Genomic DNA, 26541 nt, shown 5'->3' on the forward strand with positions numbered 1-26541 from the left:
TCCACTATTAGTTTATCCTACAAAGAATCTCTCAAATCGCAGCTTAAAAAAAGAGAGACCTGAAAAGGCCTCTTTAATTTGCACGTAATCGACGACGGAATATCCGGTCGATCCGATCTCCAAATATGTGTTGTAGGAGCCCTGAGAAGTAGCTCATATAAAGATAAACTCCTGCTCCTGCAATTACACTCACCGATAAGACAGCTACAGAGGTCCATGTGCTGCTGTAGTCTGTACCTACTAATGATTCGACTCCCCATTTGGTCAGCAGTACCGTGATGACCATCATACCGATGAACATCCCAATCAGAGTCGCTCTCTTGATGATCGGACGGAAAGAGAACTGTGCCGCTTGTTTGATGATTAACAGATTAATCGTAATCGATAACAGGTACCCCAGGTTAGTGCTGATGATTGCACCAATGATCCCAAAAGATGAAATCAATACATAATTCAAGCTGATTTTTATGAATACACCGGCCAGTAAACTATAAACCGCGAATCGCTGCTTGTTGATCCCTTGCAGGATCGCTGCAGTAACCGTGAATAACGCAAACAAGATCGCCGTCGGTGCATACCAGCTAAGAACATAGCCACCAATCTCGATGTTGCTTGAGAAAAGGAACGAATATGCCGGCAGTCCAAGGAGTGCTAGTCCGATTCCCGCAGGCAACGTCAAAAACAGGATGATTTCAAAGGTTTTCGTGATCTGGCTTTGCATGACTTTGAAATCCTTCTTCGTATAAAGGGACGTAATCAAAGGGATGACCGTCAAAGCAAGACCCGTTGATAGCGAGACAGGAATCATGATCAACTTTTGTGAATACGTCTGCATGACAGCATAGAATGCTTCTGCTTTCGCTTGACCATACCCCAGGCCGCTCTGCAAGGCTTTATTAATCGTGAACATGTCGATGACCTGATACAAAGGAATCGCGAGCCCGACTGCTACGAAAGGGACGGCATAGCGGAGAAGCTCCATGTATATTTTCGGTAAAGAAATTTTATGATCAACACTGTCCTCCAGAAGCTTGTTCAAATGCTTCCGACGTCTTCTCCAATACCATACCAAGACCATTAGAGAGGATAATGCGCCGACGAAAGCGGCAAATGTCGCAAACCCGACAGCAGTGCTCACCTCTCCGTTGAAGACCTTCATGACGAGAAACGCACTGACTAAAATGAATCCGACACGTACAATTTGTTCAACAACCTGGGACATACCTGTAGGCCCCATCGATTGGAAGCCTTGAAAATATCCTCTGATCATACTCATCAACGGTACGATGATCAAGGCAATTGATACAAGTCGGATGACGAATGTGACATCTTCAATCGAATTTCCTTCTTTTCCATCGCTGCCTACTTGCATCTGGGCAATCCATTCAGCTGAGAAGAACAGCGCCAGAAAAGCGATAAAGCCGCTTAACGTCATAACAACGAGTCCGGATTTCAAAAGCCTCCTGCTCGTGATGTAATCGCCTAATGCATTATATTTTGATACAAATTTGGAAACGGCTAATGGTAGCCCTAAGGTCGATATGCTCAGAAAAATCGCATAAGGGATGTACGCATAGCTATAAAGTGCTCCCCCGGATGCATCGTCCGTTTCGACGAGCCATTCAAACGGAATGATGAAAATTAAGCCGAGAAATTTAGAAAAGAAAGTAGCAGCAGTCAATATAAGGGTGCCGCGAATCAACTTTGACATATATACTTCCAACTCCCAAAGACGTTACATGTAATCTTAAGTATTTTACCATAGTAACATGGCATTCGTGAAAGCTTTTCGATTCGTAACCGTACCGGCTCTCAGTCTTCTCATTGATTTCTTTTTCATATTAAACATGGTATCTTACATTGTAGTGAAGGAAAAGTAGGTGTTTTATGATCATGAAATACGATGTCATCATAATCGGAGGAGGGCCATCCGGTCTCATGTCTGCTGTAGCCAGCGCTTCCAACGGGGCTTCCGTCTTGTTAGTCGACAAGGGGAACAAACTCGGAAGGAAGCTTGCGATATCCGGCGGTGGACGATGTAATGTGACGAACCGCCTTCCGATTGAAGAAATCATCAAGCATATACCCGGTAACGGGAAATTCTTATACAGTGCCTTTAACATTTTCAATAATGAAGATATTATTGCCTTCTTCGAGGGCTTGGGTATCCAACTGAAAGAAGAAGATCACGGCAGGATGTTCCCTGTCAATGACAAAGCACAATCCGTCGTGGATGCCATGCTTAAGAAAATCAAGGAGCTGGGCGTTGATATCCGGACGAAGACGAAGGTAAAGAACGTGCTTTATGATGAGCAACGCGCGAAAGGAATTCTTCTCGAAGATGGCGAAAGAATTGACAGTGATGCTGTCATCATCGCTGTCGGCGGAAAGTCCGTTCCTCATACGGGATCAACCGGTGATGGTTATGCTTGGGCGAGGGATGCCGGGCATACGATTACTGAACTCTACCCGACTGAGGTTCCTTTGACCTCAGATGAAGATTTTATTAAAAACAAAACGCTGCAAGGACTTTCTTTACGAGATGTGGCTCTCAGTGTTTTGAAACCGAACGGTAAACCGATCGTCACCCATCGGATGGACATGATTTTCACCCATTTAGGTATTTCCGGCCCTGCCGTGCTCCGTTGCAGTCAATTTGTCGTAAAAGCACTTAAGAAAAGCAAAGACGGCAAAGTGAACATGCAAATCAATCTTATGCCAGACAAAAACCAAGAGCAAGTGTTCCAGGAACTGATGAAAATCTTGAAGGACGAGCCGAAAAAGGCGATCAAAAATGCATTAAAAGGGTGGATTCCAGAGCGGTACCTCCACTTTTTACTCGAACGGGCAGAGATTCCACTTGAAACCGTCTATTCCCAGCTCTCTCACTCTGCTCTACGTGATTTTGCAGGCCTCGTAACAAGTTTTACATTTACTGTAAACGGAACATTACCGATTGAAAAAGCCTTTGTCACAGGTGGAGGCGTTTCGACTAAAGAGGTGGAGCCTCAGACGATGCGTTCAAAATTCATTGATAACTTGTACTTTTGCGGTGAGATATTGGACATTCATGGATATACGGGAGGATATAACATCACGTGCGCATTCGTCACAGGACACCTTGCCGGCACGAATGCAGCCATGGATCGTACTTAGGAGGATCGTAGATGGTCGATTTTCAGGTTAAAGGCGATTATGCACTTACTACTGAAAAAAATGTCATGGATGTACCTCTTATTCATCACTATTTACGTCACGAATCCTATTGGGCGAATGGAATCGATTATAAAACCGTAGAAACCTCGATCCAGCATTCATTATGCTTTGGCCTTTTCTCTTATGATCATGAAAATGAGGAAATCGGGGCTCAAGTGGGATTCGCTCGCGTCATTACGGATTATGCAACGTTCGGGTATTTGGCGGACGTTTTCATCCTAAAAGAACACAGGGGAAAGGGTTTATCCAAATGGTTGATGGAGAACGTGATGACTCACCCTGATCTGCAAGGATTAAGAAGATTGATGCTCGTGACCCGGGATGCACAAGGACTCTATCGCCAGTACGGTTTTGAAGTATATGAAAACAAGGATAATGGTTTGATGGGGATCCGTCGAAAGACTGAAGAGGTATATAACAAGAGCTGATTTACTCAGCTCTTTTTTATTTGGAAATGGGATTATTCCTTATAGAGAATCAATGCAGAGAAGCTGTAGAGCGTTTCAAATTCTTCCGATTCCTCATCAGTCGCAATGGATACCTGGTATTGGATTTCGATGAATTTTGATGGTAGTAGGGTTGCAAGGAAATCATTCACTGATTCCTCAAGATCCTCTTCATGCTCTGCCTCGAAAATTTTCACCTTTAACATGCAAAAACACCCCCAGGGAATTTCACTTAACGTAAAATTCACCCAGGGGTGTGTCAAATCCTTTGACGAAAGTCTTCTACTTTTGTCAGGATATCAGGATACTGTGACGTAATAGATAAACTTCTTCGTTTTCTTTTTCAAAATGCGCGCGGCCATTGCAGCGGCGATTTTCGATTCCGCAATGACGACGATATCTTGATCACAGATGTCTTCTTCCTTCGTCGTACGAGGCAAATAAGATAATGGAATGTTCTTCGTCGTCATATGGAATGGATTCCGATGGGATAATTGGTAATCCCGGATATCAATCATGCAATATTCGTCCAACGCACCTTGCTCAAACGTTTTGAGCTTTATATAAGGAAGGATATAGGAGAAAAAGAGATACGCTGCTGCAACCAGCAAAATCATTTCCCATATCATTAGTGTCTCACTTCCCCTTTCTTTTCGGACATGTTACTTCGTGTCGCCTTCCCACTCAAGCATGCCGCCAGTCATGTTCTTCACTTTATAGCCTTGTTCCTGTAGGAAAAGGCTCGCATTTTCACTACGTCTTCCAGAACGACAAACCATGATATGCTCTTTGTCCTTCTCGATTTCATCCAAACGCTCTGGAATTTCAGAAAGACGGATATGCTTCGCTGCAGGAATTTTTCCTGCTGCAACCTCTTCGTCCTCACGCACATCTATAATTGAAACGTCATTTCCTTCTTTCAACAGCTTTTCAACTTCTTCAGGTGTAATGGTTTTAACCGTATAGTCCTCCATCCAAATCATTCCTTCCATCTATATTAAATCATTTATATCTTTGCTCTTTCGTCACTTATTTTAATAACTTCACTAAAAAAAGTAAAGGGATTGATTTTGGAAGGTGGAATTCCTGAAAATTTGAGGCGGATTCCTGAATTTCGTGGTGGAATTCCTGAAAGTTGAGGGTGAATTCCTGAAAATTGAGGATGAATTCCTGAAAAACTACATCCAATTCCTGAATTTGGTAAAAAAGACCCGCAAGAGTGATTCAATCATTTTAAAAAAGGATTGCTCCATGCAGGAGCAATCCTTCCTCATTCGTATTAATTTGCCACGATGTTGACCAATTTGCCTGGAACCGCGATGACTTTGCGGACCGTCTTTCCTTCGATGTTTTCTTTTACTTTGTCGTCGGAAAGTGCGATTTCTTCCATTTGTCCTTTATCTGCATCTGTCGGTACCAACAATTTCGCACGTACTTTTCCGTTGATCTGGACGACGATTTCCACTTCGTTTTCCGTCAACTTGGATTCATCGAATGTTGGCCACTCGGAGTATGCGATGGATCCTGTGTTCCCTAGTTTCTCCCATAGCTCTTCTGTAATATGAGGAGCAACCGGAGACAGCAATTTGACGAATCCTTCCATCAACGCTTTCGGTAATACATCCTGCTTATACGCTTCGTTGATGAAGACCATCAACTGGGAGATCCCGACGTTGAATCGCAACTCTTCATAGTCTTCGGATACTTTCTTCACGGTTTGATGATAGATGCGCTCGAAGTCCTCGGAAGCTTGAACATCCTGGATCTTACCAGAGATCGAGCCATTCTCTTCAACAAACAGTCGCCATACACGATCCAAGAATCGGCGGGAGCCGTCCAGTCCACTTTCGGACCAAGCGATGCTCGCATCCAATGGTCCCATGAACATTTCGTACAAGCGCAACGTGTCACCGCCATGTGATTTTACGATATCGTCAGGGTTCACGACATTCCCCTTCGACTTACTCATCTTCTCGTTGTTCTCCCCAAGGATCATACCCTGGTTGTACAAGCGTTGGAACGGCTCTTTCGTCGGCACAACACCTACATCATATAAAACCTTATGCCAGAAGCGCGCGTACAATAAGTGAAGGACTGCGTGCTCCGCTCCACCAATGTACAAGTCGACTGGAAGCCAATGCTTCAGCTTCTCTTCAGACGCCAACTCGTCGTTGTTCGTCGGATCAATGTAACGCAAGTAGTACCAGCAGCTTCCTGCCCATTGCGGCATTGTATTCGTTTCTCGACGACCTTTTTTACCCGTTTCCGGATCGACGACGTTCACCCACTCTTCAATGTTCGCAAGCGGTGATTCGCCTGTTCCGGAAGGCTTTATGTTGCTTGTTTTCGGAAGGGTCAACGGCAATTCTTCTTCAGGCACTGCGCTCATCGTGCCGTCTTCCCAATGGATGATCGGAATCGGCTCGCCCCAGTAGCGTTGACGGCTGAACAACCAGTCACGTAGACGATACGTAATTTTCTTCTCACCTTTGTTGTTCTGTTCTAACCACTCGATCATTTTCGAAATCGCTTGTTCCTTGTTCATTCCGTTCAAGAAATCGGAGTTGACGATTTCGCCATCTTCCGTATATGCCTCTTTCGAAAGGTCGCCACCTTTTACAACTTCAACGATTGGAAGCTCGAACTTCGTCGCGAATTCATAGTCACGCTCGTCGTGCCCAGGTACCGCCATGATGGCACCTGTTCCGTAGCTCACTAATACGTAATCCGCGATCCAAACCGGGATTTGCTCACCATTCGCAGGATTGATGGCATAAGCGCCTGTGAATACTCCGGTCTTTTCTTTCGCAAGCTCGGTACGCTCCAAGTCACTCTTCGTGCTAATTTCTTTTTTGTAAGCTTCAACCGCTTCTTTTTGCTCAGGTGACGTAATCTCGTCAACATAGGCGTGTTCTGGCGCCAATACCATGTAAGTCGCACCGAACAATGTGTCAGGACGAGTCGTAAAGACGGTCACTGTTTTGTCGGAGTTCGCGATATCAAACGTGATTTCCGCTCCTTCAGATCGGCCGATCCAGTTACGCTGCATTTCCTTCAAGCTTTCCGGCCAGTCCAATTCTTCAAGGTCTTCAAGTAAGCGATCTGCATACGCCGTAATCTTTAACATCCACTGCTTCATCGGTTTACGGATGACCGGATGTCCACCACGTTCACTTTTACCGTCGATGACTTCCTCGTTTGCAAGGACTGTTCCCAATGCAGGGCACCAGTTGACCGGAACCTCGTCGATATAAGCCAAGCCCTTTTTATAAAGCTGTAGAAAAATCCACTGCGTCCACTTGTAGTAATTCGGATCCGTCGTGTTCACTTCGCGATCCCAGTCGTAGGAGAATCCTAATTCCTTGATCTGACGGCGGAACGTGTTGATGTTCTGCTCGGTAAAATCAGCCGGGTCATTCCCTGTATCCAATGCGTATTGCTCTGCTGGAAGACCGAATGCATCCCATCCGATCGGATGAAGCACGTTGTAGCCCTGCATCCTCTTCATTCGCGCGACGATGTCTGTCGCCGTGTACCCTTCCGGATGCCCGACGTGAAGCCCCGCACCCGATGGATAAGGGAACATATCCAACGCGTAGAATTTTTTCTTTCCTGGTTCGAATTCCGTCTTGAACGTTTTGTTCTCTTCCCAAAACGATTGCCACTTGCGCTCAATTTGCTGATGATCGAAAGCCATTAGTAAGCCACTCCCATTCTTTTATATGTTTTAAGTATGATTTCATCTGGTATGTTTGTATATCTAAAGGGTGCAGGACCCTCTGATGATGTGGTAGTTGTTCCATTCCTGAATTTTCAGGTGTAATTCCTGAAAGTTTAGGGTTAATCCCTGAATTTTCAAGGTGATTTCCGGAAAAATTGCTTTCAATTCCTGAAATTCTGCCCATAATTCCTGAAATTAGTACAAGTTTACTATCGCAAACGCAGAAATCAGAAGCTCATCAACTTCCCCCTGTGGAAAGAGGAGCGATGAGGTCAAGGCGTCGCAGTCCGAGAACCGGAGTAACGAGTTAACGACGAAATTCGCCGTTCATCAATCGCCAGAGAAAATAATAAAAACCTCCCGCCACTGATCTAAAACATCAGGGACGAGAGGTTGAATAAACAATAACCTTCCCGCGGTACCACCCGCATTAGTGCATAAATGAAACGTGCACTCACTCAAGCTCCTTATCGCGGAGAAACGATAAACGCTACTTCGGATGTTCACGTTTATGGCTCGGAGGCGAGTTCAAATAGTGTTCGGGTTGGCTTTCCAGCAGCCGCCAACTCTCTAGGACCGTTGACTATTTTACTATTCCTCTTCTTCGCCTTGAATTTGTGAAGAATGTAATTTGTATTGTATGCAGGTTCTCAGAAATTGTCAAGGTTTTTTCTGAAAATAGACATCTATCAGGATAGGCGTTTTAACCCACTTTTATACATCTCCGAAAAAATCTTCTACCAGCTTTTTATATGTATAAAAGAATGGGGGAATCTCGATACCCTCCAGACCGACAAAGGCATTTTCCACGATACTCTTGTAATACCACCTTTGCTTCGTCTTGTCCCCTTTGAACTTTTCCCATATCGCATCACCCTCGGATTCGTACGCCTCGATGACACTTTTAAGATTGTCGAGTTTATCCGCGACAATGAGTGCTTTCATCTCAAATGGGGCCTCTTTTATATAATCGACCGTATGTTGTTTCCGTTCTAGCCAGGATCTGCTTTTATCTTCCGTATTTCCTTGTACGATATCCACTACTTTTCGTCCGAATTCGCGTTTGATATCCTCAAACTCAAGCGCTGTATCCTCCACTGCGTCATGCAGATACCCCGCTATAATCAGATCTTCGGATAAGCCTGCTTCCTTTAACGTTTCAGCTACAGAAATCGGATGGACTACATAGGGTTCACCAGTCAATTTACGAACTTGACCGTCATGAGCTTGCTTCGCTAATGCTTCCGCTTTCTTGCATTTTTCCATATGAACACCCCTTTATGTAGAACCGACCTTTATGTTTAATCGCTTCATGACCATTACGGTAAGAATAAGCCAAAGTCCACCTGCTGTAAAACCTCCAACGATATCACTTGGAAAATGGACCCCCAGGTACACCCTGCTGAAGCCAATCAAACCAACCAACATCCACGTCAATACAAGGATATAGCCTGCTTCCTCTCCTTGATTTCGCAAATGCTTCCAAAGGAGATAGCCGAGAAAACCGATGAAGGCGGCTGAATTCATCGAATGACCGCTTGGAAAGCTCAATCCACTTTCATGGATCAATGGAAGCTCATTCGGTCTTGTCCTGTTATAGATCGTCTTCAACCACTTATTCATTTCTCTGGCCCCGATCAAGTTGAAGATGATCAATAAGGAAAGCTTGGGGTTTCGTTTAATAAGAAAATAAATGACCAATATGTACATCAAAGGTAAGGTTACATACTTCGAGCCCAGGTCAGTGATGAAGAACATTGCTGGAGTCAGCCATTCGGTCCTGAAATACCAAACATGCTTCATCAGCCATAAATCAATGCTAGTCAGATTATTATAAGAATAGCCCAGGAAAAGAAACACACACAATAATACTACTGAAATAATGAAAAGCTTTTGCCACTCATCTGATCTTCCCTCCATTGTCCCACCCCTTTCTTCTTTTATTCTATTACTCAGCACCGATTTTATTTTTCAAAATAAAAAAACCGTCTGTGACGGTTTTCTAGGCAACTTGCGATGAAGCTTCGGGAACAATTTTCCGATCATGAATGACCGCGATAAACAAGCTGATGATCAGCAAAAAGAAGATAACGTAAAACATCGATTGAATGCCGGTCAAATCCACAATCAATCCTCCGACAATTGGGCCGAACATTCGACCTCCAGTTGCCGTGCTGTTGACCACCCCCTGGTAAAAACCCTCACGCCCCTTAGGAGCAAGTTCACCAGCAATTGTCGGTACCGCTGGCCAGACGAGCATTTCTCCGATCGTCAGTATGACCATTGCGGTCATCAGCCCAATAAAAGCATGTGACTGCGAGGCAACGAGGAAAGAAATCATGAAAATACTGATTCCCACGATAATTTGGGTTTTCGTAAATCTTAGCCAATTTTTCACGACAAACGAAAGCAACGGCTGCCCTAACACGATGAGTGCACCATTAACTGTCCATAGCAGGCTATAATGACTTAATGAAATGCCGATGTCCTGAGTAAACGAAGCAATGGTGGACTGCCATTGGACGTATGCGAGCCAGCAAATGAAATAGGCGATACAAAGCCATATGAGCGCTCGGAACCGCGACTTACTTTTGATAACGAGCCGTTCATCGAGGACACTTTTAACAACTGGCGAAGCCGAATTGTGGGTAAGGTTGCGATATCCAATCACAGCAATGACAAAAAAGATGAGATACATGACCGTATTGCCGATGAAAATCCAGGTGAAGTTGAAAGAGGCGAGCAGCCCTCCAGCTGCCGCACCAACTGCAACACCGACATTTTGTGCAACGTACATCGCATTATAAGCCTTTCGGCCGCCTTCCTTCCAAACCGTCCCTGCGTATGCGTACATCGACGGAAAAACCATTCCGCCCCCGAATCCGAGCAATATCAAGAAAATCAGATATGGAATAAAGCTGTGAAAAAACACAAGCCCTAGTGAACTGGTAAACGTGACACCGATCCCAAACAAAATGGACCGATATCCTCCAACTCGATCAAACAGTGCGCCACCTATCAAGTTACCAATGACACCTGCCCCCGCATTGCCCATCAGGACAAGCCCAGCAATCGTCAACGTCTTTCCAAGATGGTCGTGAATATATACCGTGTTAAGAGGCCAAAGAAAAGAAGCACCTGTCACATTGATGATCATACCGATTACTAACAACCAAAGAGGCTTTGGCACCTATAAACGCCCTCCGTTCAACATGCTCAACTGTAAAAATTTATGTGATTGAATCATAGAAATTGTATTCCTTTTTCACCGGAAGCACAATGTTTTTTTCACAAGTCAAACTCGGTTTGGCGTGTGTCATGGCCCCATGCTAAAATAGCCCTATCAAATCATTTTTTACTAGAAAGGGAAGCTTATGTCGATACCTTCTCATTTTGGAGATAAACGCTATTTTACTTGGAATAAACATTTAAAGGAGCATTTTGGTGAAAAGATCATCAAGGTTCCGATTGATGGTGGTTTTGATTGTCCGAATCGTGACGGTACTGTTGCATCGGGTGGTTGCACCTTTTGCTCTCAGAGTGGATCGGGTGATTTTGCAGGAGACAGGCGTGATGATCTGGTGAAGCAATTTCATACGATTAAGGAACGGATGCACAGGAAATGGAAAAACGGAAAATACATCGGGTATTTTCAAGCGTTCACCAATACACATGCCCCTGTTGAAGAATTGCGAGAGAAGTTCGAAGTGATTCTGGAGCAGGAAGGCGTCGTCGGGCTCGCTATTGCAACACGTCCCGATTGTCTGCCGGACGATGTCGTCGAATACCTAGCTGAGCTGAACGAGCGCACGTACCTTTGGATCGAGCTCGGATTACAGACGGTCCATGAAGAAACAGCACAGCTGATCAACCGTGCACACGATTATGCATGCTACGTTAAGGGAGTGAATAAGCTTCGGAAACACGGCATTCGCGTGTGCTCCCATATCATTAATGGGCTTCCACAGGAAACGCCTGAAATGATGATGGAAACCGCACGGGAAGTCGCTAAGCTCGATGTCCAAGGCATCAAAATCCATCTATTACATCTTTTAAAAAAGACGCCGATGGTCAAGCAGTATGAAAAAGGGCTTGTCGAGTTTCTTGATTTTGACACGTATATCAAGCTCGTCTGCGACCAACTTGAAATCCTCCCGCCCGACATGATGGTCCATCGCCTTACTGGCGACGGTCCAGCTGAGTTGATGATCGGACCAATGTGGAGCTTAAACAAATGGAATGTATTGAATTCGATTGAAGCTGAGCTTGAAAGCCGCGGCAGCTTTCAAGGGAAATTTTATCAGCCTACTGAGGTGACAGCTCCATGAATCTAAGCCGAGTATTGCCCTATGCGAAAGAGTTACTGGAAAAGGTTATAGAGCCTGGTGGTGTTGCAGTCGATGCAACTGTCGGAAACGGGCATGACACATTGTTTTTAGCAAAATTGGTTGGTGAAAACGGTCGTGTCTACGGCTTTGACATCCAAGAACAGGCCATTGAGAAGACGCTTGAACGGTTGAAGGATGAAGGGATGGCGGATCGCGCGGAAATCCATTTGAGAAGTCATGCAGACATCAAGCAGGTTGTGCCTCAAGAAAAGCACGGTCAAATCCATGCTGCGGTATTCAACCTCGGTTACCTACCGGGAAGCGATAAAGAAGTCATTACCAAGCCTGACTCCACTTTAAACGCGATTGAAGGATTGCTAGACATTTTAAAGCCAGGTGGATTGATTGTCCTCGTCGTCTATTACGGCCATGAAGGTGGTAACGAAGAGAAAGAGGCACTCATGACCTATTTACACGAGCTCGATCAAACGAAAGCCCACGTCCTGCAATATCAATTTCTCAATCAGAAAAACAATCCTCCGTTCCTCATCGCCATAGAAAAAAGGTAAACGGAATAAGCATAAAAATTTGTCCTTCATCATGTTGATGAAGGACTTTTCTTCTTCTCTCTTGCGCTGTTTTTAACCCCTGGAGGAAGGTTTTTTCCGTCGGGGGACGGTCGTCCATCCTCTCAAGATGTTTTTACTTTACGATAAACGTAGCTGTTCCAGTAGAAGTAGTATGCTGGGAATCCACCCGCACGCATCAGCTTTTTGAATACACTTTGTACAACTGGTTGATTTTTCACCTTTGTATCCGTTGAATACATTCCGAGCAACCCTCTCGTTATCAACGAATGAAATCTGGAATGTGGCAAAGCTTTTGCTGCTTCATCCGCTTTATTAAAAAAGTGAAGAAGGCGATTCATCATTTCTTCTTTCGTTTCATAATAGAAACAGAAGTTGAGATCTCCTCCCGCCTTGTCCTCTTCTTGATCGATCAGATAATCCATCATGATGTGAAGGCCTTGAATCCATGGGAAGTACCCGTCTTTTATATTCCTTACTAAATCTGGTGAAATGTCCTCATTCGTCGCATAGGAAACGAGGCAGAAAATGCCGATCGTTGAACCCGCACACGCAGAAAATTCATACCAGCTCATCGGAGGGAGCTGTGCTTCATTATCCTTATGCCATTGCTGCAATCGGGGAACACGTTCATCATGGACGACATGTTTATGTATTTGCAGGTTACTGTAGTGCTCCTCTAGCTCAATCAATGCATTTGCAATCTGCTCATAACTCGGAAGCTTTGATAAAGCCTGCTGACACACCTGGACAAGGTCATGGAGATATCCGCCATCATTCTGATCTTCTCGAAGAGCATAGTAATTCTCAAGAGAAGCACCAGGTGTCAGAGCATGTTCCATCGACCGGTGTAATAGCGCAAAATCCTCCGGGTCCAATGATGTACTACGATCACATAGGTTGTCCAAATAATCGCTGATCGTCTGATAAGCAACGATGAAGCGGATGACTTCACCTCTCCACTCTGCATCCGCTGCTAATAACGAATAAATTCCGCCTCCCTCACAATGGAACGTTTTCGACCCTATACTTTCTAAGGCTTGTGTCCTAAGTTCATCATTCGGAATATGCTCAGCCCTCTTTTTCCAGAAATTCAATTCCTCATGGACATATGGGAGAACCTGTTTATAAATTTTTTTCATTAACGACCAAGGTTGAGATGGGACGGTCATATTCTCACTCCTTATGACTGTTTTGTCTGATCACAAGATTCAATTCGACATACTGATGAATATATTCGAAAACGAGCTCTCTTTCTGGATCATTGAGCACTTCATGATATAATGCCGGCCATTCCTTATAAGCTTTCTCCATTATATCCAAGCTGTTGAACCATTCACGCACTTCCTGTTTATCGACAATCAGATCATTTCCACCCTGCACGACTAATAGAGGAATGTCAGGAAAACGGTGCACGGATTGGAATGCTTGTTTCATCGCATTCATCAGCTCACGGTACCAGCGGATCGACACCTTCCTAACCAGCAATGCATCTTCAGCATCGCGCTTCAATACGTCTTCTGATCTCGTCCCTTTCGGCGGACCACCTCGACTTGAACGTAAACGGAGACTCGGATAGATTTTGTTAATTACTCTAGATACCGAATCCAGCAGTACAGGTGGTTTTTCAACGATACCTAAAGCAGGAGAGGATAATAGGACAGCTGCAAGCGGCATATCCTTTTCAGTAACAGCCCGAATGACCGCCAATCCACCCATGCTATGGCCAAACAAGTAAATCGGCAGATCGAAAGCTTTTGCCGCATCCACCCAAGATTCAATGGTTTCTATATATTCGTCAAAGGAATGAATATGGCCTCTATTCCTTCTCGTTAATCCTTGACCTGGCAAATCCCCCATAACAACATGAAATCCTTTGGATACCCATTGGGAACAAAGCCATTCATATCTTCCGTGATGTTCGCCTGCCCCATGGACCATGACGATGATTGCTTTTGCATCTTCTTTCGCTTCCCATATCCACATCGCAGATCCCCCTTTCAATCTTTCAAATAATTTGCTAAACTGCTAATGATTTCATACAAGATATATCTATTCCCTAATGAAAGAGGTTGATACCTTTGATCTACCCTTATAAAGGTTCAGAGCCTGATATTGACCCTTCCGTGTACGTTGCGGATGGCGTAATGATATCTGGCGATGTGAAAATTGACGCCCAATCATCTGTCTGGTTCAATACGGTAATCCGTGGCGACGTAGCCCCGACTTTTATCGGCAAGCGCGTCAATATCCAGGATCTATCGATGCTCCACCAAAGTCCGAATGTACCCCTGATCATTGAGGATGATGTAACGGTCGGACACCAGGTTACATTACATAGCTGTACCATCAAAAAAAAGGCTTTGATCGGTATGGGCTCACTCATCCTTGATGGTGCCGAAATCGGAGAAGGTGCCTTCATCGGCGCAGGAAGCCTTGTACCCCCTGGTAAAAAAATCCCCCCTAACACTGTTGCTTTCGGACGTCCTGCAAAAGTAGTGCGGGAATTGAATGACCAGGATTTACAAGAGATGGAGCGCATCCGTACTGAATATGTAGAACGTGGTCAATATTATAAATCGCTTAAGCGTTGAATTCTATGATATTTCCATCTGGATCCTGTACAAAAACTTGATGCCAGCCGGTTTTACTGGCTGGTTTATCTAAATATGTACAACCTGCTCGTTCAAGTCGTTCAATCAGGTCATCAATCGATCGGACCCGGACTGCAAAATGAGAGCTTCTACTATTCAATGTCGGTTTCTCTTCTTCAGATAGAGATTTATTCACAATCAAGTGGAGCTGTGTTCCTCCTAGCGAATACCAAATGCCATCAAACTCGAAGTCCGGCCTTTCAGGACTGATCTCGAATTGTAGGACTTTTTCGTAAAAAGCTCTTGCCCTCTTCAGCTTTCTCACTTCTAATGATACATGGTGAATTTGCTCATACACAATGCATCCCTCCTTCTCTGTACCTATATGCCCGCTTTCAACATTTTATCATCCCTATTTTCAAATGTGTAATTTCCATACTCCACCAATCTCCATAAAGATTTTACATTGTTTTGACATTCCCCTAATAGTTCAACGTTATGATTTTGTTAAATCACGATTCAAAGGGGGAAACAGGTTGTCTAGAGTAATCGGATGGCTTCACGAACGGGAATGCTCACTTTTTCATTGGGTGAACAATAAGTGTCAGCATACCTTCTTCGGTAAATACTTCATGACAGTGACGCATGCCGGAGGTGCAACAGGATCGATCGTGATGTGCTTGCTTTTGATGAGCTTGAACGATGGAGAATTAAGGATGATCGGCTTCCAATGCTTACTTGCGCTTGCCATCAGCCACCTCCCAGTACAGGTGAGTAAAAAGCTCTATCCACGTAAACGACCATATCAGGTACTTCCGAATACGATCACGATTTCAAAGCTGTTGAAGGATCATTCATTTCCTTCTGGCCATACGACAGCAATCTTTTCGGTCGTTACACCTCTTGTCCTATGGAATCCACTTTTTGCTGTCCTTTTCATCCCGTTATCTCTGTCTGTCGCAATCTCCAGAATCTATCTCGGTCTGCATTATCCATCTGATGTGTTTGCAGGCATGCTTTTAGGTATTGGAAGTGGGCTGCTCGTCTCTTCCATTCTATGAATCATGTTCAGGGGGGATAAATACAATGAAAATCGCACTCTTTTCTGATACGTATTACCCGCAAGTCAATGGCGTTGCTAACACGTTACATCGATTGGTCAGCTATTGGGAACGACAAGGGATTGACTGTAAAGTGATCGTTCCAAAATCCGGTACCACTGAGGACCTTTATGCCTCTCAGACACATTCGTTGCCAAGCATGCGCTTCCTCTTATACAAGGAATGCCGTGTCGCACTTCCTTACAACCGCGGCGTTACCCAAGAACTGTTGGCGTTTCAGCCTGATTTAATCCATGTCGCTACTCCGTTTTCTACTGGGCTTTTTGGAATGAATCACGGTAAAAAATATGGCGTGCCTATGGTTGCTTCCTATCACACCAATTTCGATCATTACCTTTCGTATTATCACTTACAATGGGCGACGAACTGGTTATGGAAATACTTGCACTGGTTCCATTCCAATTTCGATCAGACTTATGTCCCCTCTCATGACACACTTGATCATCTGACCAAAAAAGGGTTCGACAAGCTTTCGATTTGGGGGCGAGGTGTCGATACAGCACTCTATCACCCTGGTCGTTGTTCGGATGAATTCAAAAAGAAATACAACATTCCGGGGACTCATCTCTTGCTAACTTACGTAGGCAGATTAGCGCCTGAGAAAGACATCGAAACGTTCATCAACATCATTCGAACCTTTCCTAAGGAATGGCAGGATCAGGTGAGTTGGATGATCGTCGGCGAGGGACCGAGTGAAGAAGTCATGAAGGAAACGTTACACTCCTATTCAAATGTACGATTTACAGGATATTTGAGAGGGGAGGAACTTTCACAGGCTTATCGTGCATCTGATCTATTCATCTTCCCTTCCCCTACAGAAACGTTTGGGAACGTCGTATTGGAATCCATGGCTTGTGGTACCCCTGTCATCGGTGCAGATTCCGGTGGCGTGCGAACCATCATCCAGGATGGCACGAATGGATATCTCGTGACCCCCGGCCGCTCTCAAGCCTTCATTGATCGAATCTTATTTCTATTGAAGCATCCGAAAATCTTGAAACGATTTGGGAAGATGTCTCGTGAATATGCTCTAAGTCAATCATGGAATACCATTTTTGCAAAGTTGACGAAGGAGTATATGGAGATCGCTGAACGCAAAAAGAGAATTCATTCGGCATCATAAGTGGATGAATTCGTTTTTGTAGATAATTTCTGTTTTTTGTAGATAATTTTTTATTTTCGTAGATAATTTCAAATTTTCGTAGGAAATTTGAAATTTTTGTAGATAATCACGCGTACACCCTCTTCCTAACATTCATCAAGGCAATTAATGCTCGTTTTTATCACGTTTTCTCCTAAAAACAAGGCCATTCAATAAAAAAAACGTCTTAAACTGACAATTATTCGCCTTAGCATTAAGAATGTTGTTGATTTTGAACAGCCATTAATAAAAAAAATGGCTGCCACCTTCAGGTGACAGCCATTTCATTCATTTATGCGTTGTTCTTCAGTATTTCTGCTTTGTCCGTACGCTCCCATGGAAGGTCGATATCTGTACGTCCGAAATGTCCATAAGCAGCTGTCTGCTTGTAGATTGGACGACGTAGATCTAGCATCTTGATAATACCTGCTGGGCGGAGATCAAAGTTCTCTCGAACAAGCTCAACAAGTCTTGCTTCCGCTACAGTACCAGTCTCGAATGTATCGATTGAAATGGATACAGGCTGAGCTACACCGATTGCATAAGCCAATTGAACTTCACACTTCTCAGCAAGACCAGCAGCTACGATATTCTTCGCGACATAACGAGCAGCATACGCAGCAGAACGGTCCACTTTCGTCGGATCCTTACCTGAGAATGCTCCACCGCCGTGACGTGCATATCCGCCGTACGTGTCAACGATGATCTTACGTCCAGTCAGTCCTGCATCCCCTTGTGGTCCACCGATAACGAAACGGCCAGTCGGGTTGATGAAGTATTTTGTATCTTCATCAATCAATTCAGCCGGAACGACTGGATTGATAACATGCTCTTTCAAATCACGTTTGATTTGCTCAAGTGTCACTTCTGGATGGTGTTGAGTTGAAATGACAACCGTATCTACACGGACAGGCTTATCATCTTCATCATATTCAACAGTGACCTGTGTCTTTCCGTCAGGACGAAGGTATGGTACGACTTCGTTCTTACGTACCTCAGTCAGACGACGACTCAACTTATGGGATAAAGAAATTGGTAACGGCATGAGTTCAGATGTTTCGTTACAAGCAAATCCGAACATCAACCCTTGGTCACCAGCACCGATTGCTTCAATCTCTTCATCAGAGATTGTTCCTTCACGAGCTTCGAGTGCTTGGTTGACACCTTGTGCGATATCAGCAGACTGTTCATCAATGGATGTCAAGACCGCACAAGTTTCATAGTCGAAGCCGTACTTCGCCCGCGTATATCCGATTCCTTTTACCGTTTCACGAACGATCTTCGGAATATCGACGTAAGTAGAAGTGGTAATTTCACCTGCAACAAGGACAAGACCTGTGTTGACAGATGTTTCACACGCAACCCGGGCATTCGGGTCACTTGATAGAATTTCGTCCAAGATCGCATCCGAAATCTGGTCACAGATTTTATCCGGATGGCCTTCTGTAACGGACTCAGAAGTAAATAGACGTCTGCTTTTTGACATTACGGAACCTCCTCGGCGATACACGAAAAATATCGCTGATAATTGATACGGTACTCATTCCGTACGGAAAAGTGCAATAAAAACCCAAGATTTTATAATTCGGATGAAGGATGAACTCATATCTTGAGTTGTTTAAAGTCCACTTTGGACAGAACGTTCATCAATCGGCGAGGATGGTTAAACACCCCTCGTTCTTACCATTCCGGGATTACGTTGCACTAATACTGATGAAAGTATTCGAATTTTCGTTGATTGCGAAAAAAAAACCTTTCCCTTTTTAGAGGAAAGGTGGTTCGTTGTAAACCTTTCACCCTCTTATTTTTCAGGTTAGCACCTTTTCACCTATTGGTGTCGGTTGCTGGGTTTCATTGGGCCTGTCCCTCCACCTACTCGGAATAAGAGTAGCCGTTCTCGCAATATCATATCGCAGTACACCTGCTATGTCAACGAATTTGAACATACAAACACCCTTCAGATGATTATTCTTTTTCCTTATTAAATATGAAAATTCCGAATACTTTTAAGAAAATCCTCTATGGCCGCCTATTTCATTTGACTTCATGTTTCGTTTGTCACAAATAAGGAAAAATAGTATACATTATTAAAATAAATATGTTATACTAATTCAGACGATAATGGATGTCTTGGAATTATTAAATATTATCTTGAAAAGGATGGGTTTACATGAATACGGCACAATTTACATCTTTAACTGATGAACTTATAAGTAAATCTACAACTCATAAGAACTTACCTACACCAACATTGGTCGAAAAAGCGATCTTTCGTGGAGAAGGTGTCCTATCCTCAACTGGTGCTCTCCAAGTTGAGACAGGAAAATATACAGGACGTTCCCCGAAAGACAAATATATCGTCATGGAACCTTCAGTAAAAGATAAGATTGACTGGGGATCTGTCAATCAACCGATTGAAGAAGAGAAATTCAATAATTTATATAAAAAAGTGATCGAATACTTAACAAAAAAGGATGAGACTTTCGTATTTGAAGGATTTGCGGGAGCAGATAAGGCATACCAGCTTCCTTTACAAGTCATCAACGAATACGCTTGGCACAACCTTTTTGCCAGACAGCTTTTCATACGCCCAAATGAAAGCGATTTAAATGGCTTCACACCAGAATTCCAGGTCATTTCTGCACCAGGATTCCAGGCTGATCCGGCTGTTGATGGAACAAACTCAGAAACCTTCATCATCATCTCATTCGAAAAGCGTGTCGTCTTGATCGGTGGTACAGAATATGCTGGAGAAATCAAGAAGTCAATCTTTTCAGTCATGAACTACATCCTGCCTGAAAAAGACATCCTATCCATGCACTGTTCAGCTAATGTCGGGCAAGAAGGCGATGTGGCTTTATTCTTCGGTTTAAGCGGAACAGGTAAAACGACACTTTCTGCTGATCCTAACCGACGTCTGATCGGTGACGACGAACACGGTTGGGCAAACAACGGTGTCTTCAACATTGAAGGCGGCTGCTATGCTAAGTGCATCAACCTCTCTAAAGAAAAAGAACCACAAATCTGGAATGCAATCAAATTCGGCACTGTTCTCGAGAACGTCGTATCAGATGAAGAAACGAGAGTCGTTGATTATGATAATACGACTTTGACGGAGAATACCCGTGCCGCTTATCCGATTGATGCGATTCCAAATGTAATCATGCCGAGTGTGGCAGGAAACCCGAACACGATTATTTTCTTGACTGCAGATGCTTTCGGTGTCCTTCCTCCAATCAGCAAACTTACGAAGGAACAAGCAATGTACCACTTCCTATCTGGATATACAAGTAAGCTTGCAGGTACGGAGCGAGGCGTCACAAGCCCGCAGGCAACATTCTCAACATGCTTCGGTTCACCATTCCTTCCGCTGCATGCTGAACGTTATGCAAAAATGCTTGGTGAAAAGATCGCCCAGCATGATGTCGACGTTTATCTCGTGAACACTGGCTGGTCTGGCGGTGAGTATGGTGTGGGTAAACGTATGAATTTATCCTACACGCGTGCAATGGTCCAGGCTGCTCTTGAAGGGGAGCTACGCTCTACGGAAACGGTGAAGGATCCATTCTTCGGATTGCATATTCCGACTCGTTGTCCGGGTGTCCCTGGTGAAGTCCTTCAACCGAGAAAAACATGGACAGATCAGAATGCTTATGACGAAAAAGCGAAAGAACTCGCATTGAAGTTCAAAGAAAACTTCAACAAGTTCCCGAATGTTAGCGAAGAAATCAAAAAGGCTGGACCACTCGTATAATCGAAAATGCAAGAAGCGACCCAAATTTGGGTCGCTTCTTTTTGTCATGCTCCATTTATCGTTGTTTTTTCATCCAGCTGCACAGATCCCGGGTTACTTGAAGCTTCTTTTCAGGGGTGAAATGATGGTCGTCTTCGATGTACCAGGTTTCATACCGTTTATCATGCTCGTACAGCTTCCTTTCCAGCAAACGCGCGTGTTCAAAGGACACATTTTCATCATAGATGCCATGAATGATCAGAACCGGAGCTTCAAATCGTGGCACTTCGCTAAGTGGTGTACGCCATTCATATCGATCTGGATACTTGTAAACGGACCCTCCGACAACCCGCTTCAACATTTTTCGTAGTCCTTTCCGTTCCTCATACGTAAGCTTCATATCCGAAACACCGCCCCATACGACAACTGAACGGATAATGTCAGGGTAATATCCCGCGGTGAAAAGCGCCATTGCGCCTCCCCTCGAAAAACCGAATACATGTAAAGAGGATGAATCCACGAAAGGAAGATCATCCAAAATACGCAGTGCCGAAAAAGCATCATGCCGATCCTCGCCGCAAAAATCCTCCTGCCCTTCCCCTCCCTCATTCCCCCTGTAATGAGGGGCGAAGACGACAAAGCCCTGGGAGGCAAATTGGATGATCCGCGCTATCCTCACCTTCCCAACCTGCTTGATCCCTCCTCTGAGATACAAAAGTCCTGGTAGAGCTTCTTCTGAAACAGGTTGAGCCAGTAAACCCTTCACAAGAAAATCCTGGCTTTTATACGTGATTACATATAATTTTATTCCAGGATGTGGTGACGGAAAACGTTGCACATCCTCGATCCGATTCGACTCAAACATAGACACACCTCACAGTATTTCTAGGCGAACACACATTATAAGCATCAATCATACACTATCCCATCTAAGTTTGTGGAGGGATAGGAATGTTCAAGAAAATAAAACGTCATATCGCTGGAGCTGCTTCCTTCATACTTGCATTCACATTACTGGCAGCAGGCTGCTCAAACAGCTCCTCAAATGATAAAGTGCGAGTTGCAGAGGTTACTCGATCCATCTTTTATGCACCACAATATGTGGCGATTGAGAAAGGCTTTTTTAAAGAAGAGGGGATCGACCTGGAGTTGACCACGACCTGGGGCGGAGATAAGACGATGACCACGCTGTTATCGGATGGAGCGGATATCGCCCTTGTCGGTTCAGAGACGACCATTTATGTCTATGCTCAAGGAACGACAGACCCTGTTATCAATTTTGCCCAGCTCACTCAAACAGACGGTACATTCCTTGTCGCGCGTGAAAAGCCGGATACTTTTTCTTGGGATCAGCTGAAGGGAAGTACCTTCCTTGGCCAACGGAAGGGCGGCATGCCTCAAATGGCAGGTGAATATGGCCTGAAAAAGCACGGGATCGATCCTCATAAGGATTTGAACCTTATCCAGAATATCGAATTCGCAAATATTGCGAACTCCTTCGCATCCGGCACAGGGGATTATGTACAATTGTTTGAACCGACTGCCAGCATATTTGAAAAAGAAGGCATTGGTCATATCGTTGCATCGTTCGGTAAAGAATCCGGTAAGATTCCGTATACCACCTATATGGCCAAACAGAGCTACATGGATGAAAATAACGATGTCATCGAACGATTCACCCGTGCTCTATACAAAGCGCAGCAATGGGTTGATACTCACTCCGCTAAGGAAATCGCTCAAGTTATCAAGCCTTATTTTGATGATACCCCGCTTGATTTAATTGAAACTGTGACAGAACGGTATAAGAATCAACACAGTTATGCCACCAATCCGATCCTTGATGAAGAAGAATGGAACAACTTGCAGACGATCATGGAAGAAGCGGGTGAACTTCCTAAACAAATCGATCATGCGATACTTGTAAATACCGAAATCGCTGAAAAAGTTGCAAAGTAAGGAGTGATGGAGGTTGTCATTCTTAACCGTTCATCAATTGACCCATGCCTACTTTTCAACCCAATCGAGTACAACAGCCGTAGAGGATATAAATATTGATATTGAGGAAGGAGAGTTTGTTTCCTTCCTCGGCCCAAGCGGCTGCGGAAAAACGACTTTATTGTCCTTGATTGCAGGTCTGTTCAAGCCTACACTCGGCACGGTGAATATGAAAGGGAAAGAAGTGCGGAATGTCAAAAATCAAATCGGATATATGTTCCAGCAGGACTATCTCTTCCCCTGGAAAACGATTGAAGAGAACATCTTGCTAGGCTTGAAAATCCAGCGAAAGTTGAATGATACGAGCAGGACCTTTGCATTGGAGCTATTGGAACAAATGAATCTCAGTCATACCCGTACGAAATATCCTCATGAGCTTTCAGGTGGAATGCGTCAAAGGATTGCACTCGTCCGGACATTAGCGACCCAGCCTGTCCTGCTTTTATTAGATGAACCATTTTCAGCGTTAGACTATCAAACGAAGCTGAAATTAGAAAACCTTGTCTTCAGGACGTTGAAGGATCACGATAAAACAGCTTTACTCGTGACCCATGACATTGGTGAAGCCATTGCGATGTCAGATCGGGTCATCGTTTTATCAGCAAATCCAGGTAGAGTTAAATCGATACACACCATACCTGATCAGCTTAAAAAGCTGGATCCCTTTGATGCAAGAGCTCATGCAGACTTCCATGATATCTTCCAGTTGATCTGGGAGGAGTTGAATGAACTTGAAAACGAAAGTTGAACTTGCATATGAACAATTCAAAAATCAAGTGAAACGCAGGAAAAGGCAGGTCATCGTCACCCAATTTACCTTATTCCTTTTATTCATCGCTTTATGGGAAATTGCTTCATCGATGGCATGGGTCAACCCCTTGTTGTTTAGTTCACCAAGTAAAATCGTTCACTTGTTCATCGATAAGATCGGGGATGGGACCTTGTTCGTCCATATTGTCGCGACCACAGGAGAAACGCTCGTCAGCTTCGTCATTGCAACCATTTTAGGTACCGCATGTGCTGCACTATTATGGTGGTTCCCGTTTGTTTCGAATGTGTCTGACCCATACTTGGTCGTTTTGAACGCAATGCCGAAAGTCGCGCTTGGCCCCATTCTGATTGTCGCCCTCGGTCCAGGATACGTTTCGATCATTGCCATGGGTGTGTTGATCTCCTTCATCATTACAACACTTGTCGTTTACACCGCTTTCCATGAGACCGATCAGAACTATATCAAAGTTATTGAAACTTTCGGGGGAAACAAAAAACAGACCTTTAAAGAAGTCACTCTGCCTGCAGCCATTCCGACCATCATCTCTACCTTGAAGGTGAATGTCGGGTTGTCCTGGGTCGGCGTCATCGTCGGTGAATTCCTCGTCTCCAAAAAAGGTCTAGGTTATATGATTATATATGGATTCCAGGTGTTCAACTTTACACTCGTCTTACTAAGCTTGTTCATCATCGCTGTTTTGGCCACAATCATGTATTCCGGTGTAGGCTTTCTCGAGACGAAGCTCCTTAGGCGTTAATTGGTCGAGATTTGATTTTCATGGATGAATTGCAAGCTTCGCTCAAGCACTTGGTCTTTCATCATAAAACTGAATTTACCGTTCTCTTTTAACGATTCGGGTAATTCCTTCATCAATAAAGGTCCGTTCGTTTCAAAGTAATGGGCCTTTATATCCATCTTTTCAATCGTAGCAAAATAGATGTTTTTGATGATCGTACCACCCTTGCCTTTGACCCGGTATTGCCCAAGATAAGTAAGTTCGTTCACCGTTGCACCCGTTTCTTCATACACTTCCCTCACGGCTGCTTCCTCAGCCGATTCGCCCTTTTCCACTTTCCCCCCTGGGAATTCAATCCCTCTTCTCGGATGTTCCGTGAGCAGCCACTGATCCTTAAAGCGGCAAATGATCCAAACATGCTTTGGTGTCGGGGAATAGGGTTGTTCAGTGAACGATAACTCGACCGTGTTCTTATAATAATCTTCAAAAGTATATTGATTCATATTCAAAACTCCAATTTGTCTGCCGTAATATACAAATTCTCCTTATTCATATTTTACATGAAGTTGTTCGAAATTACAGTGCCACGCATATATTCGTAAAACTCGATTAATCGACAAAAGGAAAGACTTTTCCCATTTAACATTGTGTACCACATTTAAAGCTTAGTAGCAACAATGTTAAGCAGAAAAAGTCAGACATTGTACGAGCCAATCGTCATTACTATTTAACGTTGACGGAGGTAATGATCCACTTGCTATCTTTTTTTGAATAGTCGATTTGAATGGTATAGGTACCATAGAGATCTGTTTCGTTTACTTGTTTCAGCTGATAATGTTCATCATCCAATTTCTTCAGCTCCGAAGGTTCTCCAGTGACGATCCATGGCGGTAGCTCGGTAGGGATAATATACAAGCCTTCTGACTTTTCCTCATACAAACCATCCACATAGTATTCCGTCACTTCCGAAGAAGCATAATCTTTCATATGCTCAATTAATTGATCTTTCGTTTCGAAGCTTGTTACTTTACCATCTTCGTTCGTTGACTGAATCATTTCGGTCATGAATGAATCCGCAAGCTTTATAAAGTCTCCTTTGGTAGGGTTTTCATGGTCTGTCTTAGCCTCTGTCGTAATCGTTTTCACTTTCGTGTCACTTGAAACTTGCGAAGCAGCAGTTGAATGAATGTCTGAAACATTTATATGGCTTTTCGCAAAGGACTTCTTTGGCAGATCATTGACTTGATATGTAGATGTACCTGCAGGGTGACTGAACCAAAATATACTAAACGCGATAATGAAGCCTGTAACCAGTGGTAGTATACCCTTTCTCATTTTCCTAACGCCCCTTTTTGAAAAGTTGAGATTCACTATTATTATTGTGAACTAGTTTTACTTATGCTATACCTTTTTCAACCACCACTCAAACATGCGTAAAGGATGCTAACTAGAAAAAGCTTATTAAACAATTCAATACGGGATTCAATTAACCTTCCGTGTTTTTCCTATTTATGCCACAAGGCCCGTGAAAATCGTTCGCCATGGTTTTCACGTTTCTGTTCGGTTTTGTTGAACTCTATTTATTTTCAAAGAATAATGTTTAGATTTGACGAAAAATAAAAAACCATCACCTTTTAAAGGTAATGATTTCTTATCCACTCTTTAGTTCCTTGATGATATTCTCACAGTTCTCCGTAAAATCCTCGAAGCCTAATCGATCGACTCTGAAGATCGGGGATTCTACCTTGACATGCGCATCGAGTATTTCAATTTGTTGATAAACTTTGAACAATCGATCGGCTAGATGTGTATCAAGTTTTGCGATCTCGAACTTCACCTTATCCCATTCATCCAGATGGAACATGTAGATGTTTTTCCTTAGCTTTTCATGTCCTTGTATCTCAATTGTACCCAGTTCCAGAAACTCCTGCAGGCTGCCGCCATTTTCTGTATCTTTACGAAGATATAACTTCAAGTTTTCTTGCAGTTCTTGTAACAAAACGGTCTTCGCAAGTTCTCGCGCTGTTTGCTGGTTTTGTCTTGATTCCATTCTGACTTTCAATTTCTGCCTTAAATAAACCGCTGCTAATGTGGTCAACACACTGACAACCATGGACACGACGAAATATGTCCATTCCATATGAATAACCT

General features: G+C 43.8%; 27 protein-coding genes, 1 riboswitch and 1 other annotated feature. Of the genes, 11 read left to right on the top strand and 16 right to left on the bottom strand.

Going from position 1 to position 26541, the window contains the following annotated elements; translation table 11 throughout:
* Positions 1–73 precede the first annotated feature (73 nt).
* Positions 74–1711: a polysaccharide biosynthesis protein gene (locus V1497_RS14380; protein ID WP_349408218.1), complete on the bottom strand. Its 1638-nt coding sequence runs from the start codon at positions 1709–1711 to the stop codon at positions 74–76.
* Positions 1712–1893: 182 nt separating this feature from the next.
* On the opposite strand from V1497_RS14380, the gene V1497_RS14385 reads away from it, so the two are divergent.
* Positions 1894–3156 carry an NAD(P)/FAD-dependent oxidoreductase gene (locus V1497_RS14385; RefSeq protein ID WP_349408219.1) on the top strand — a complete coding sequence of 421 codons (1263 nt, stop codon included), beginning with the start codon at positions 1894–1896 and terminating at the stop codon, positions 3154–3156.
* 11 nt (positions 3157–3167) lie between these two features.
* The gene (locus V1497_RS14390; RefSeq protein WP_349408220.1) at positions 3168–3644 is read left to right on the top strand and encodes a GNAT family N-acetyltransferase; all 477 of its coding nucleotides are present in this window, start codon (positions 3168–3170) and stop codon (positions 3642–3644) included.
* A gap of 32 nt (positions 3645–3676) precedes the next feature.
* On the opposite strand, the gene V1497_RS14395 is transcribed toward V1497_RS14390, so the two are convergent.
* The 7 genes from V1497_RS14395 to V1497_RS14425 form a co-directional block, all read right to left on the bottom strand.
* A complete protein-coding gene (locus tag V1497_RS14395) occupies positions 3677–3868 on the bottom strand; it encodes a sporulation protein Cse60 (RefSeq protein WP_349408221.1) in 192 nt (63 codons plus the stop codon).
* Positions 3869–3961: 93 nt separating this feature from the next.
* A complete protein-coding gene (locus V1497_RS14400; protein WP_349408222.1) occupies positions 3962–4291 on the bottom strand; it encodes a rhodanese-like domain-containing protein in 330 nt (109 codons plus the stop codon).
* Positions 4292–4324: 33 nt separating this feature from the next.
* On the bottom strand, positions 4325–4654 hold the full coding sequence (locus V1497_RS14405) for a rhodanese-like domain-containing protein (RefSeq protein ID WP_414703566.1): 330 nt from the start codon (positions 4652–4654) through the stop codon (positions 4325–4327).
* A 287-nt stretch (positions 4655–4941) separates the two neighbouring features.
* Entirely contained in the window at positions 4942–7359 is a 2418-nt protein-coding gene (gene leuS, locus V1497_RS14410; protein ID WP_349408223.1) for a leucine--tRNA ligase, read from the bottom strand.
* 402 nt (positions 7360–7761) lie between these two features.
* Positions 7762–7997, bottom strand: a binding site (T-box leader).
* Positions 7998–8097: 100 nt separating this feature from the next.
* Positions 8098–8649 (bottom strand): HD domain-containing protein, encoded by a 552-nt coding sequence (locus V1497_RS14415; RefSeq protein ID WP_349408224.1) that lies wholly within the window; start codon positions 8647–8649, stop codon positions 8098–8100.
* A gap of 12 nt (positions 8650–8661) precedes the next feature.
* Positions 8662–9303 (bottom strand): phosphatase PAP2 family protein, encoded by a 642-nt coding sequence (locus V1497_RS14420; RefSeq protein ID WP_349408225.1) that lies wholly within the window; start codon positions 9301–9303, stop codon positions 8662–8664.
* Between the two features lie 82 nt (positions 9304–9385).
* On the bottom strand, positions 9386–10573 hold the full coding sequence (locus V1497_RS14425; protein ID WP_349408226.1) for an MFS transporter: 1188 nt from the start codon (positions 10571–10573) through the stop codon (positions 9386–9388).
* Between the two features lie 184 nt (positions 10574–10757).
* Here V1497_RS14425 and V1497_RS14430 point away from each other — a divergent pair, with 184 nt between their 5' ends.
* Both V1497_RS14430 and V1497_RS14435 read left to right on the top strand, forming a co-directional pair.
* On the top strand, positions 10758–11711 hold the full coding sequence (locus V1497_RS14430) for a TIGR01212 family radical SAM protein (protein WP_349408227.1): 954 nt from the start codon (positions 10758–10760) through the stop codon (positions 11709–11711).
* On the top strand, positions 11708–12280 hold the full coding sequence (locus tag V1497_RS14435; RefSeq protein WP_349408228.1) for a class I SAM-dependent methyltransferase: 573 nt from the start codon (positions 11708–11710) through the stop codon (positions 12278–12280). Before V1497_RS14430 ends, V1497_RS14435 begins: the two co-directional genes overlap by 4 nt.
* Positions 12281–12402: 122 nt before the next feature.
* On the opposite strand, the gene V1497_RS14440 is transcribed toward V1497_RS14435, so the two are convergent.
* Positions 12403–13470, bottom strand: a complete 1068-nt coding sequence (locus tag V1497_RS14440; RefSeq protein ID WP_349408229.1) for a tetraprenyl-beta-curcumene synthase family protein — start codon at positions 13468–13470, stop codon at positions 12403–12405.
* A 4-nt stretch (positions 13471–13474) separates the two neighbouring features.
* The gene (locus tag V1497_RS14445; RefSeq protein ID WP_349408230.1) at positions 13475–14284 is read right to left on the bottom strand and encodes an alpha/beta hydrolase; all 810 of its coding nucleotides are present in this window, start codon (positions 14282–14284) and stop codon (positions 13475–13477) included.
* 95 nt (positions 14285–14379) lie between these two features.
* Here V1497_RS14445 and V1497_RS14450 point away from each other — a divergent pair, with 95 nt between their 5' ends.
* A complete protein-coding gene (locus tag V1497_RS14450; RefSeq protein ID WP_349408231.1) occupies positions 14380–14892 on the top strand; it encodes a gamma carbonic anhydrase family protein in 513 nt (170 codons plus the stop codon).
* Here V1497_RS14450 and V1497_RS14455 read toward each other — a convergent pair.
* Positions 14882–15250, bottom strand: coding sequence for a VOC family protein (locus tag V1497_RS14455; protein ID WP_349408232.1), 369 nt, complete (start codon positions 15248–15250; stop codon positions 14882–14884). The two genes, V1497_RS14450 and V1497_RS14455, sit on opposite strands and share 11 nt — an antisense overlap.
* 178 nt (positions 15251–15428) lie before the next feature.
* Here V1497_RS14455 and V1497_RS14460 point away from each other — a divergent pair, with 178 nt between their 5' ends.
* Together V1497_RS14460 and V1497_RS14465 are read left to right on the top strand one after the other, a co-directional pair.
* Positions 15429–15953 carry a phosphatase PAP2 family protein gene (locus tag V1497_RS14460; RefSeq protein WP_349408233.1) on the top strand — a complete coding sequence of 175 codons (525 nt, stop codon included), beginning with the start codon at positions 15429–15431 and terminating at the stop codon, positions 15951–15953.
* Positions 15954–15978: 25 nt separating this feature from the next.
* The gene (locus tag V1497_RS14465; protein WP_349408234.1) at positions 15979–17136 is read left to right on the top strand and encodes a glycosyltransferase family 1 protein; all 1158 of its coding nucleotides are present in this window, start codon (positions 15979–15981) and stop codon (positions 17134–17136) included.
* Between the two features lie 310 nt (positions 17137–17446).
* On the opposite strand, the gene metK is transcribed toward V1497_RS14465, so the two are convergent.
* On the bottom strand, positions 17447–18640 hold the full coding sequence (gene metK, locus V1497_RS14470; RefSeq protein ID WP_349408235.1) for a methionine adenosyltransferase: 1194 nt from the start codon (positions 18638–18640) through the stop codon (positions 17447–17449).
* A 312-nt stretch (positions 18641–18952) separates the two neighbouring features.
* Positions 18953–19042: riboswitch (SAM riboswitch) on the bottom strand.
* Positions 19043–19324: 282 nt separating this feature from the next.
* Between metK and pckA the strand changes: the two genes are divergently transcribed.
* Positions 19325–20908, top strand: a complete 1584-nt coding sequence (gene pckA / locus V1497_RS14475; RefSeq protein WP_349408236.1) for a phosphoenolpyruvate carboxykinase (ATP) — start codon at positions 19325–19327, stop codon at positions 20906–20908.
* 55 nt (positions 20909–20963) lie between these two features.
* Here pckA and V1497_RS14480 read toward each other — a convergent pair whose 3' ends face one another.
* Positions 20964–21752, bottom strand: a complete 789-nt coding sequence (locus V1497_RS14480; protein ID WP_349408237.1) for an alpha/beta hydrolase family protein — start codon at positions 21750–21752, stop codon at positions 20964–20966.
* 86 nt (positions 21753–21838) lie between these two features.
* Here V1497_RS14480 and V1497_RS14485 point away from each other — a divergent pair, with 86 nt between their 5' ends.
* From V1497_RS14485 to V1497_RS14495, 3 genes are read left to right on the top strand one after another with little or no spacing between them, the layout of a single operon-like run.
* Positions 21839–22843 carry an ABC transporter substrate-binding protein gene (locus tag V1497_RS14485; protein WP_349408238.1) on the top strand — a complete coding sequence of 335 codons (1005 nt, stop codon included), beginning with the start codon at positions 21839–21841 and terminating at the stop codon, positions 22841–22843.
* A gap of 13 nt (positions 22844–22856) precedes the next feature.
* Positions 22857–23630: an ABC transporter ATP-binding protein gene (locus tag V1497_RS14490; protein ID WP_349408239.1), complete on the top strand. Its 774-nt coding sequence runs from the start codon at positions 22857–22859 to the stop codon at positions 23628–23630.
* A complete protein-coding gene (locus tag V1497_RS14495) occupies positions 23608–24411 on the top strand; it encodes an ABC transporter permease (RefSeq protein WP_349408240.1) in 804 nt (267 codons plus the stop codon). The genes V1497_RS14490 and V1497_RS14495 overlap by 23 nt, the downstream gene beginning before the upstream one ends.
* Here the strand turns inward: V1497_RS14495 and ytkD are convergent.
* The 3 genes from ytkD to V1497_RS14510 all read right to left on the bottom strand — a co-directional run bounded on the left by ytkD (position 24408) and on the right by V1497_RS14510 (position 26530).
* Positions 24408–24893, bottom strand: a complete 486-nt coding sequence (gene ytkD, locus V1497_RS14500; RefSeq protein ID WP_349408241.1) for an RNA deprotection pyrophosphohydrolase — start codon at positions 24891–24893, stop codon at positions 24408–24410. The genes V1497_RS14495 and ytkD overlap by 4 nt on opposite strands.
* A gap of 220 nt (positions 24894–25113) precedes the next feature.
* Complete coding sequence (locus V1497_RS14505; RefSeq protein WP_349408242.1) at positions 25114–25725, bottom strand: hypothetical protein; 612 nt, start codon at positions 25723–25725, stop codon at positions 25114–25116.
* Positions 25726–26041: 316 nt separating this feature from the next.
* Positions 26042–26530 (bottom strand): hypothetical protein, encoded by a 489-nt coding sequence (locus tag V1497_RS14510; protein WP_349408243.1) that lies wholly within the window; start codon positions 26528–26530, stop codon positions 26042–26044.
* Between the last annotated feature and the right edge of the window lie 11 nt (positions 26531–26541).

It is taken from the genome of Pseudalkalibacillus sp. SCS-8, from assembly GCF_040126055.1.
Taxonomy (GTDB): Bacteria; Bacillota; Bacilli; order Bacillales; family Fictibacillaceae; genus Pseudalkalibacillus; species Pseudalkalibacillus nanhaiensis.

Bases quoted from the DNA above. Each gene is read 5' to 3' on its own strand.
- V1497_RS14380 (WP_349408218.1), bottom strand. From the start codon at position 1,711: ATGTCAAAGTTGATTCGCGGCACCCTTATATTGACTGCTGCTACTTTC.
- V1497_RS14385 (WP_349408219.1), top strand. From the start codon at position 1,894: ATGAAATACGATGTCATCATAATCGGAGGAGGGCCATCCGGTCTCATG.
- V1497_RS14390 (WP_349408220.1), top strand. From the start codon at position 3,168: ATGGTCGATTTTCAGGTTAAAGGCGATTATGCACTTACTACTGAAAAA.
- V1497_RS14395 (WP_349408221.1), bottom strand. From the start codon at position 3,868: ATGTTAAAGGTGAAAATTTTCGAGGCAGAGCATGAAGAGGATCTTGAG.
- V1497_RS14400 (WP_349408222.1), bottom strand. From the start codon at position 4,291: ATGATATGGGAAATGATTTTGCTGGTTGCAGCAGCGTATCTCTTTTTC.
- V1497_RS14405 (WP_414703566.1), bottom strand. From the start codon at position 4,654: ATGGAAGGAATGATTTGGATGGAGGACTATACGGTTAAAACCATTACA.
- leuS (WP_349408223.1), bottom strand. From the start codon at position 7,359: ATGGCTTTCGATCATCAGCAAATTGAGCGCAAGTGGCAATCGTTTTGG.
- V1497_RS14415 (WP_349408224.1), bottom strand. From the start codon at position 8,649: ATGGAAAAATGCAAGAAAGCGGAAGCATTAGCGAAGCAAGCTCATGAC.
- V1497_RS14420 (WP_349408225.1), bottom strand. From the start codon at position 9,303: ATGGAGGGAAGATCAGATGAGTGGCAAAAGCTTTTCATTATTTCAGTA.
- V1497_RS14430 (WP_349408227.1), top strand. From the start codon at position 10,758: ATGTCGATACCTTCTCATTTTGGAGATAAACGCTATTTTACTTGGAAT.
- V1497_RS14435 (WP_349408228.1), top strand. From the start codon at position 11,708: ATGAATCTAAGCCGAGTATTGCCCTATGCGAAAGAGTTACTGGAAAAG.
- V1497_RS14440 (WP_349408229.1), bottom strand. From the start codon at position 13,470: ATGACCGTCCCATCTCAACCTTGGTCGTTAATGAAAAAAATTTATAAA.
- V1497_RS14445 (WP_349408230.1), bottom strand. From the start codon at position 14,284: ATGTGGATATGGGAAGCGAAAGAAGATGCAAAAGCAATCATCGTCATG.
- V1497_RS14465 (WP_349408234.1), top strand. From the start codon at position 15,979: ATGAAAATCGCACTCTTTTCTGATACGTATTACCCGCAAGTCAATGGC.
- metK (WP_349408235.1), bottom strand. From the start codon at position 18,640: ATGTCAAAAAGCAGACGTCTATTTACTTCTGAGTCCGTTACAGAAGGC.
- pckA (WP_349408236.1), top strand. From the start codon at position 19,325: ATGAATACGGCACAATTTACATCTTTAACTGATGAACTTATAAGTAAA.
- V1497_RS14480 (WP_349408237.1), bottom strand. From the start codon at position 21,752: ATGTTTGAGTCGAATCGGATCGAGGATGTGCAACGTTTTCCGTCACCA.
- V1497_RS14485 (WP_349408238.1), top strand. From the start codon at position 21,839: ATGTTCAAGAAAATAAAACGTCATATCGCTGGAGCTGCTTCCTTCATA.
- V1497_RS14495 (WP_349408240.1), top strand. From the start codon at position 23,608: ATGAACTTGAAAACGAAAGTTGAACTTGCATATGAACAATTCAAAAAT.
- ytkD (WP_349408241.1), bottom strand. From the start codon at position 24,893: ATGAATCAATATACTTTTGAAGATTATTATAAGAACACGGTCGAGTTA.
- V1497_RS14505 (WP_349408242.1), bottom strand. From the start codon at position 25,725: ATGAGAAAGGGTATACTACCACTGGTTACAGGCTTCATTATCGCGTTT.
- V1497_RS14510 (WP_349408243.1), bottom strand. From the start codon at position 26,530: ATGGAATGGACATATTTCGTCGTGTCCATGGTTGTCAGTGTGTTGACC.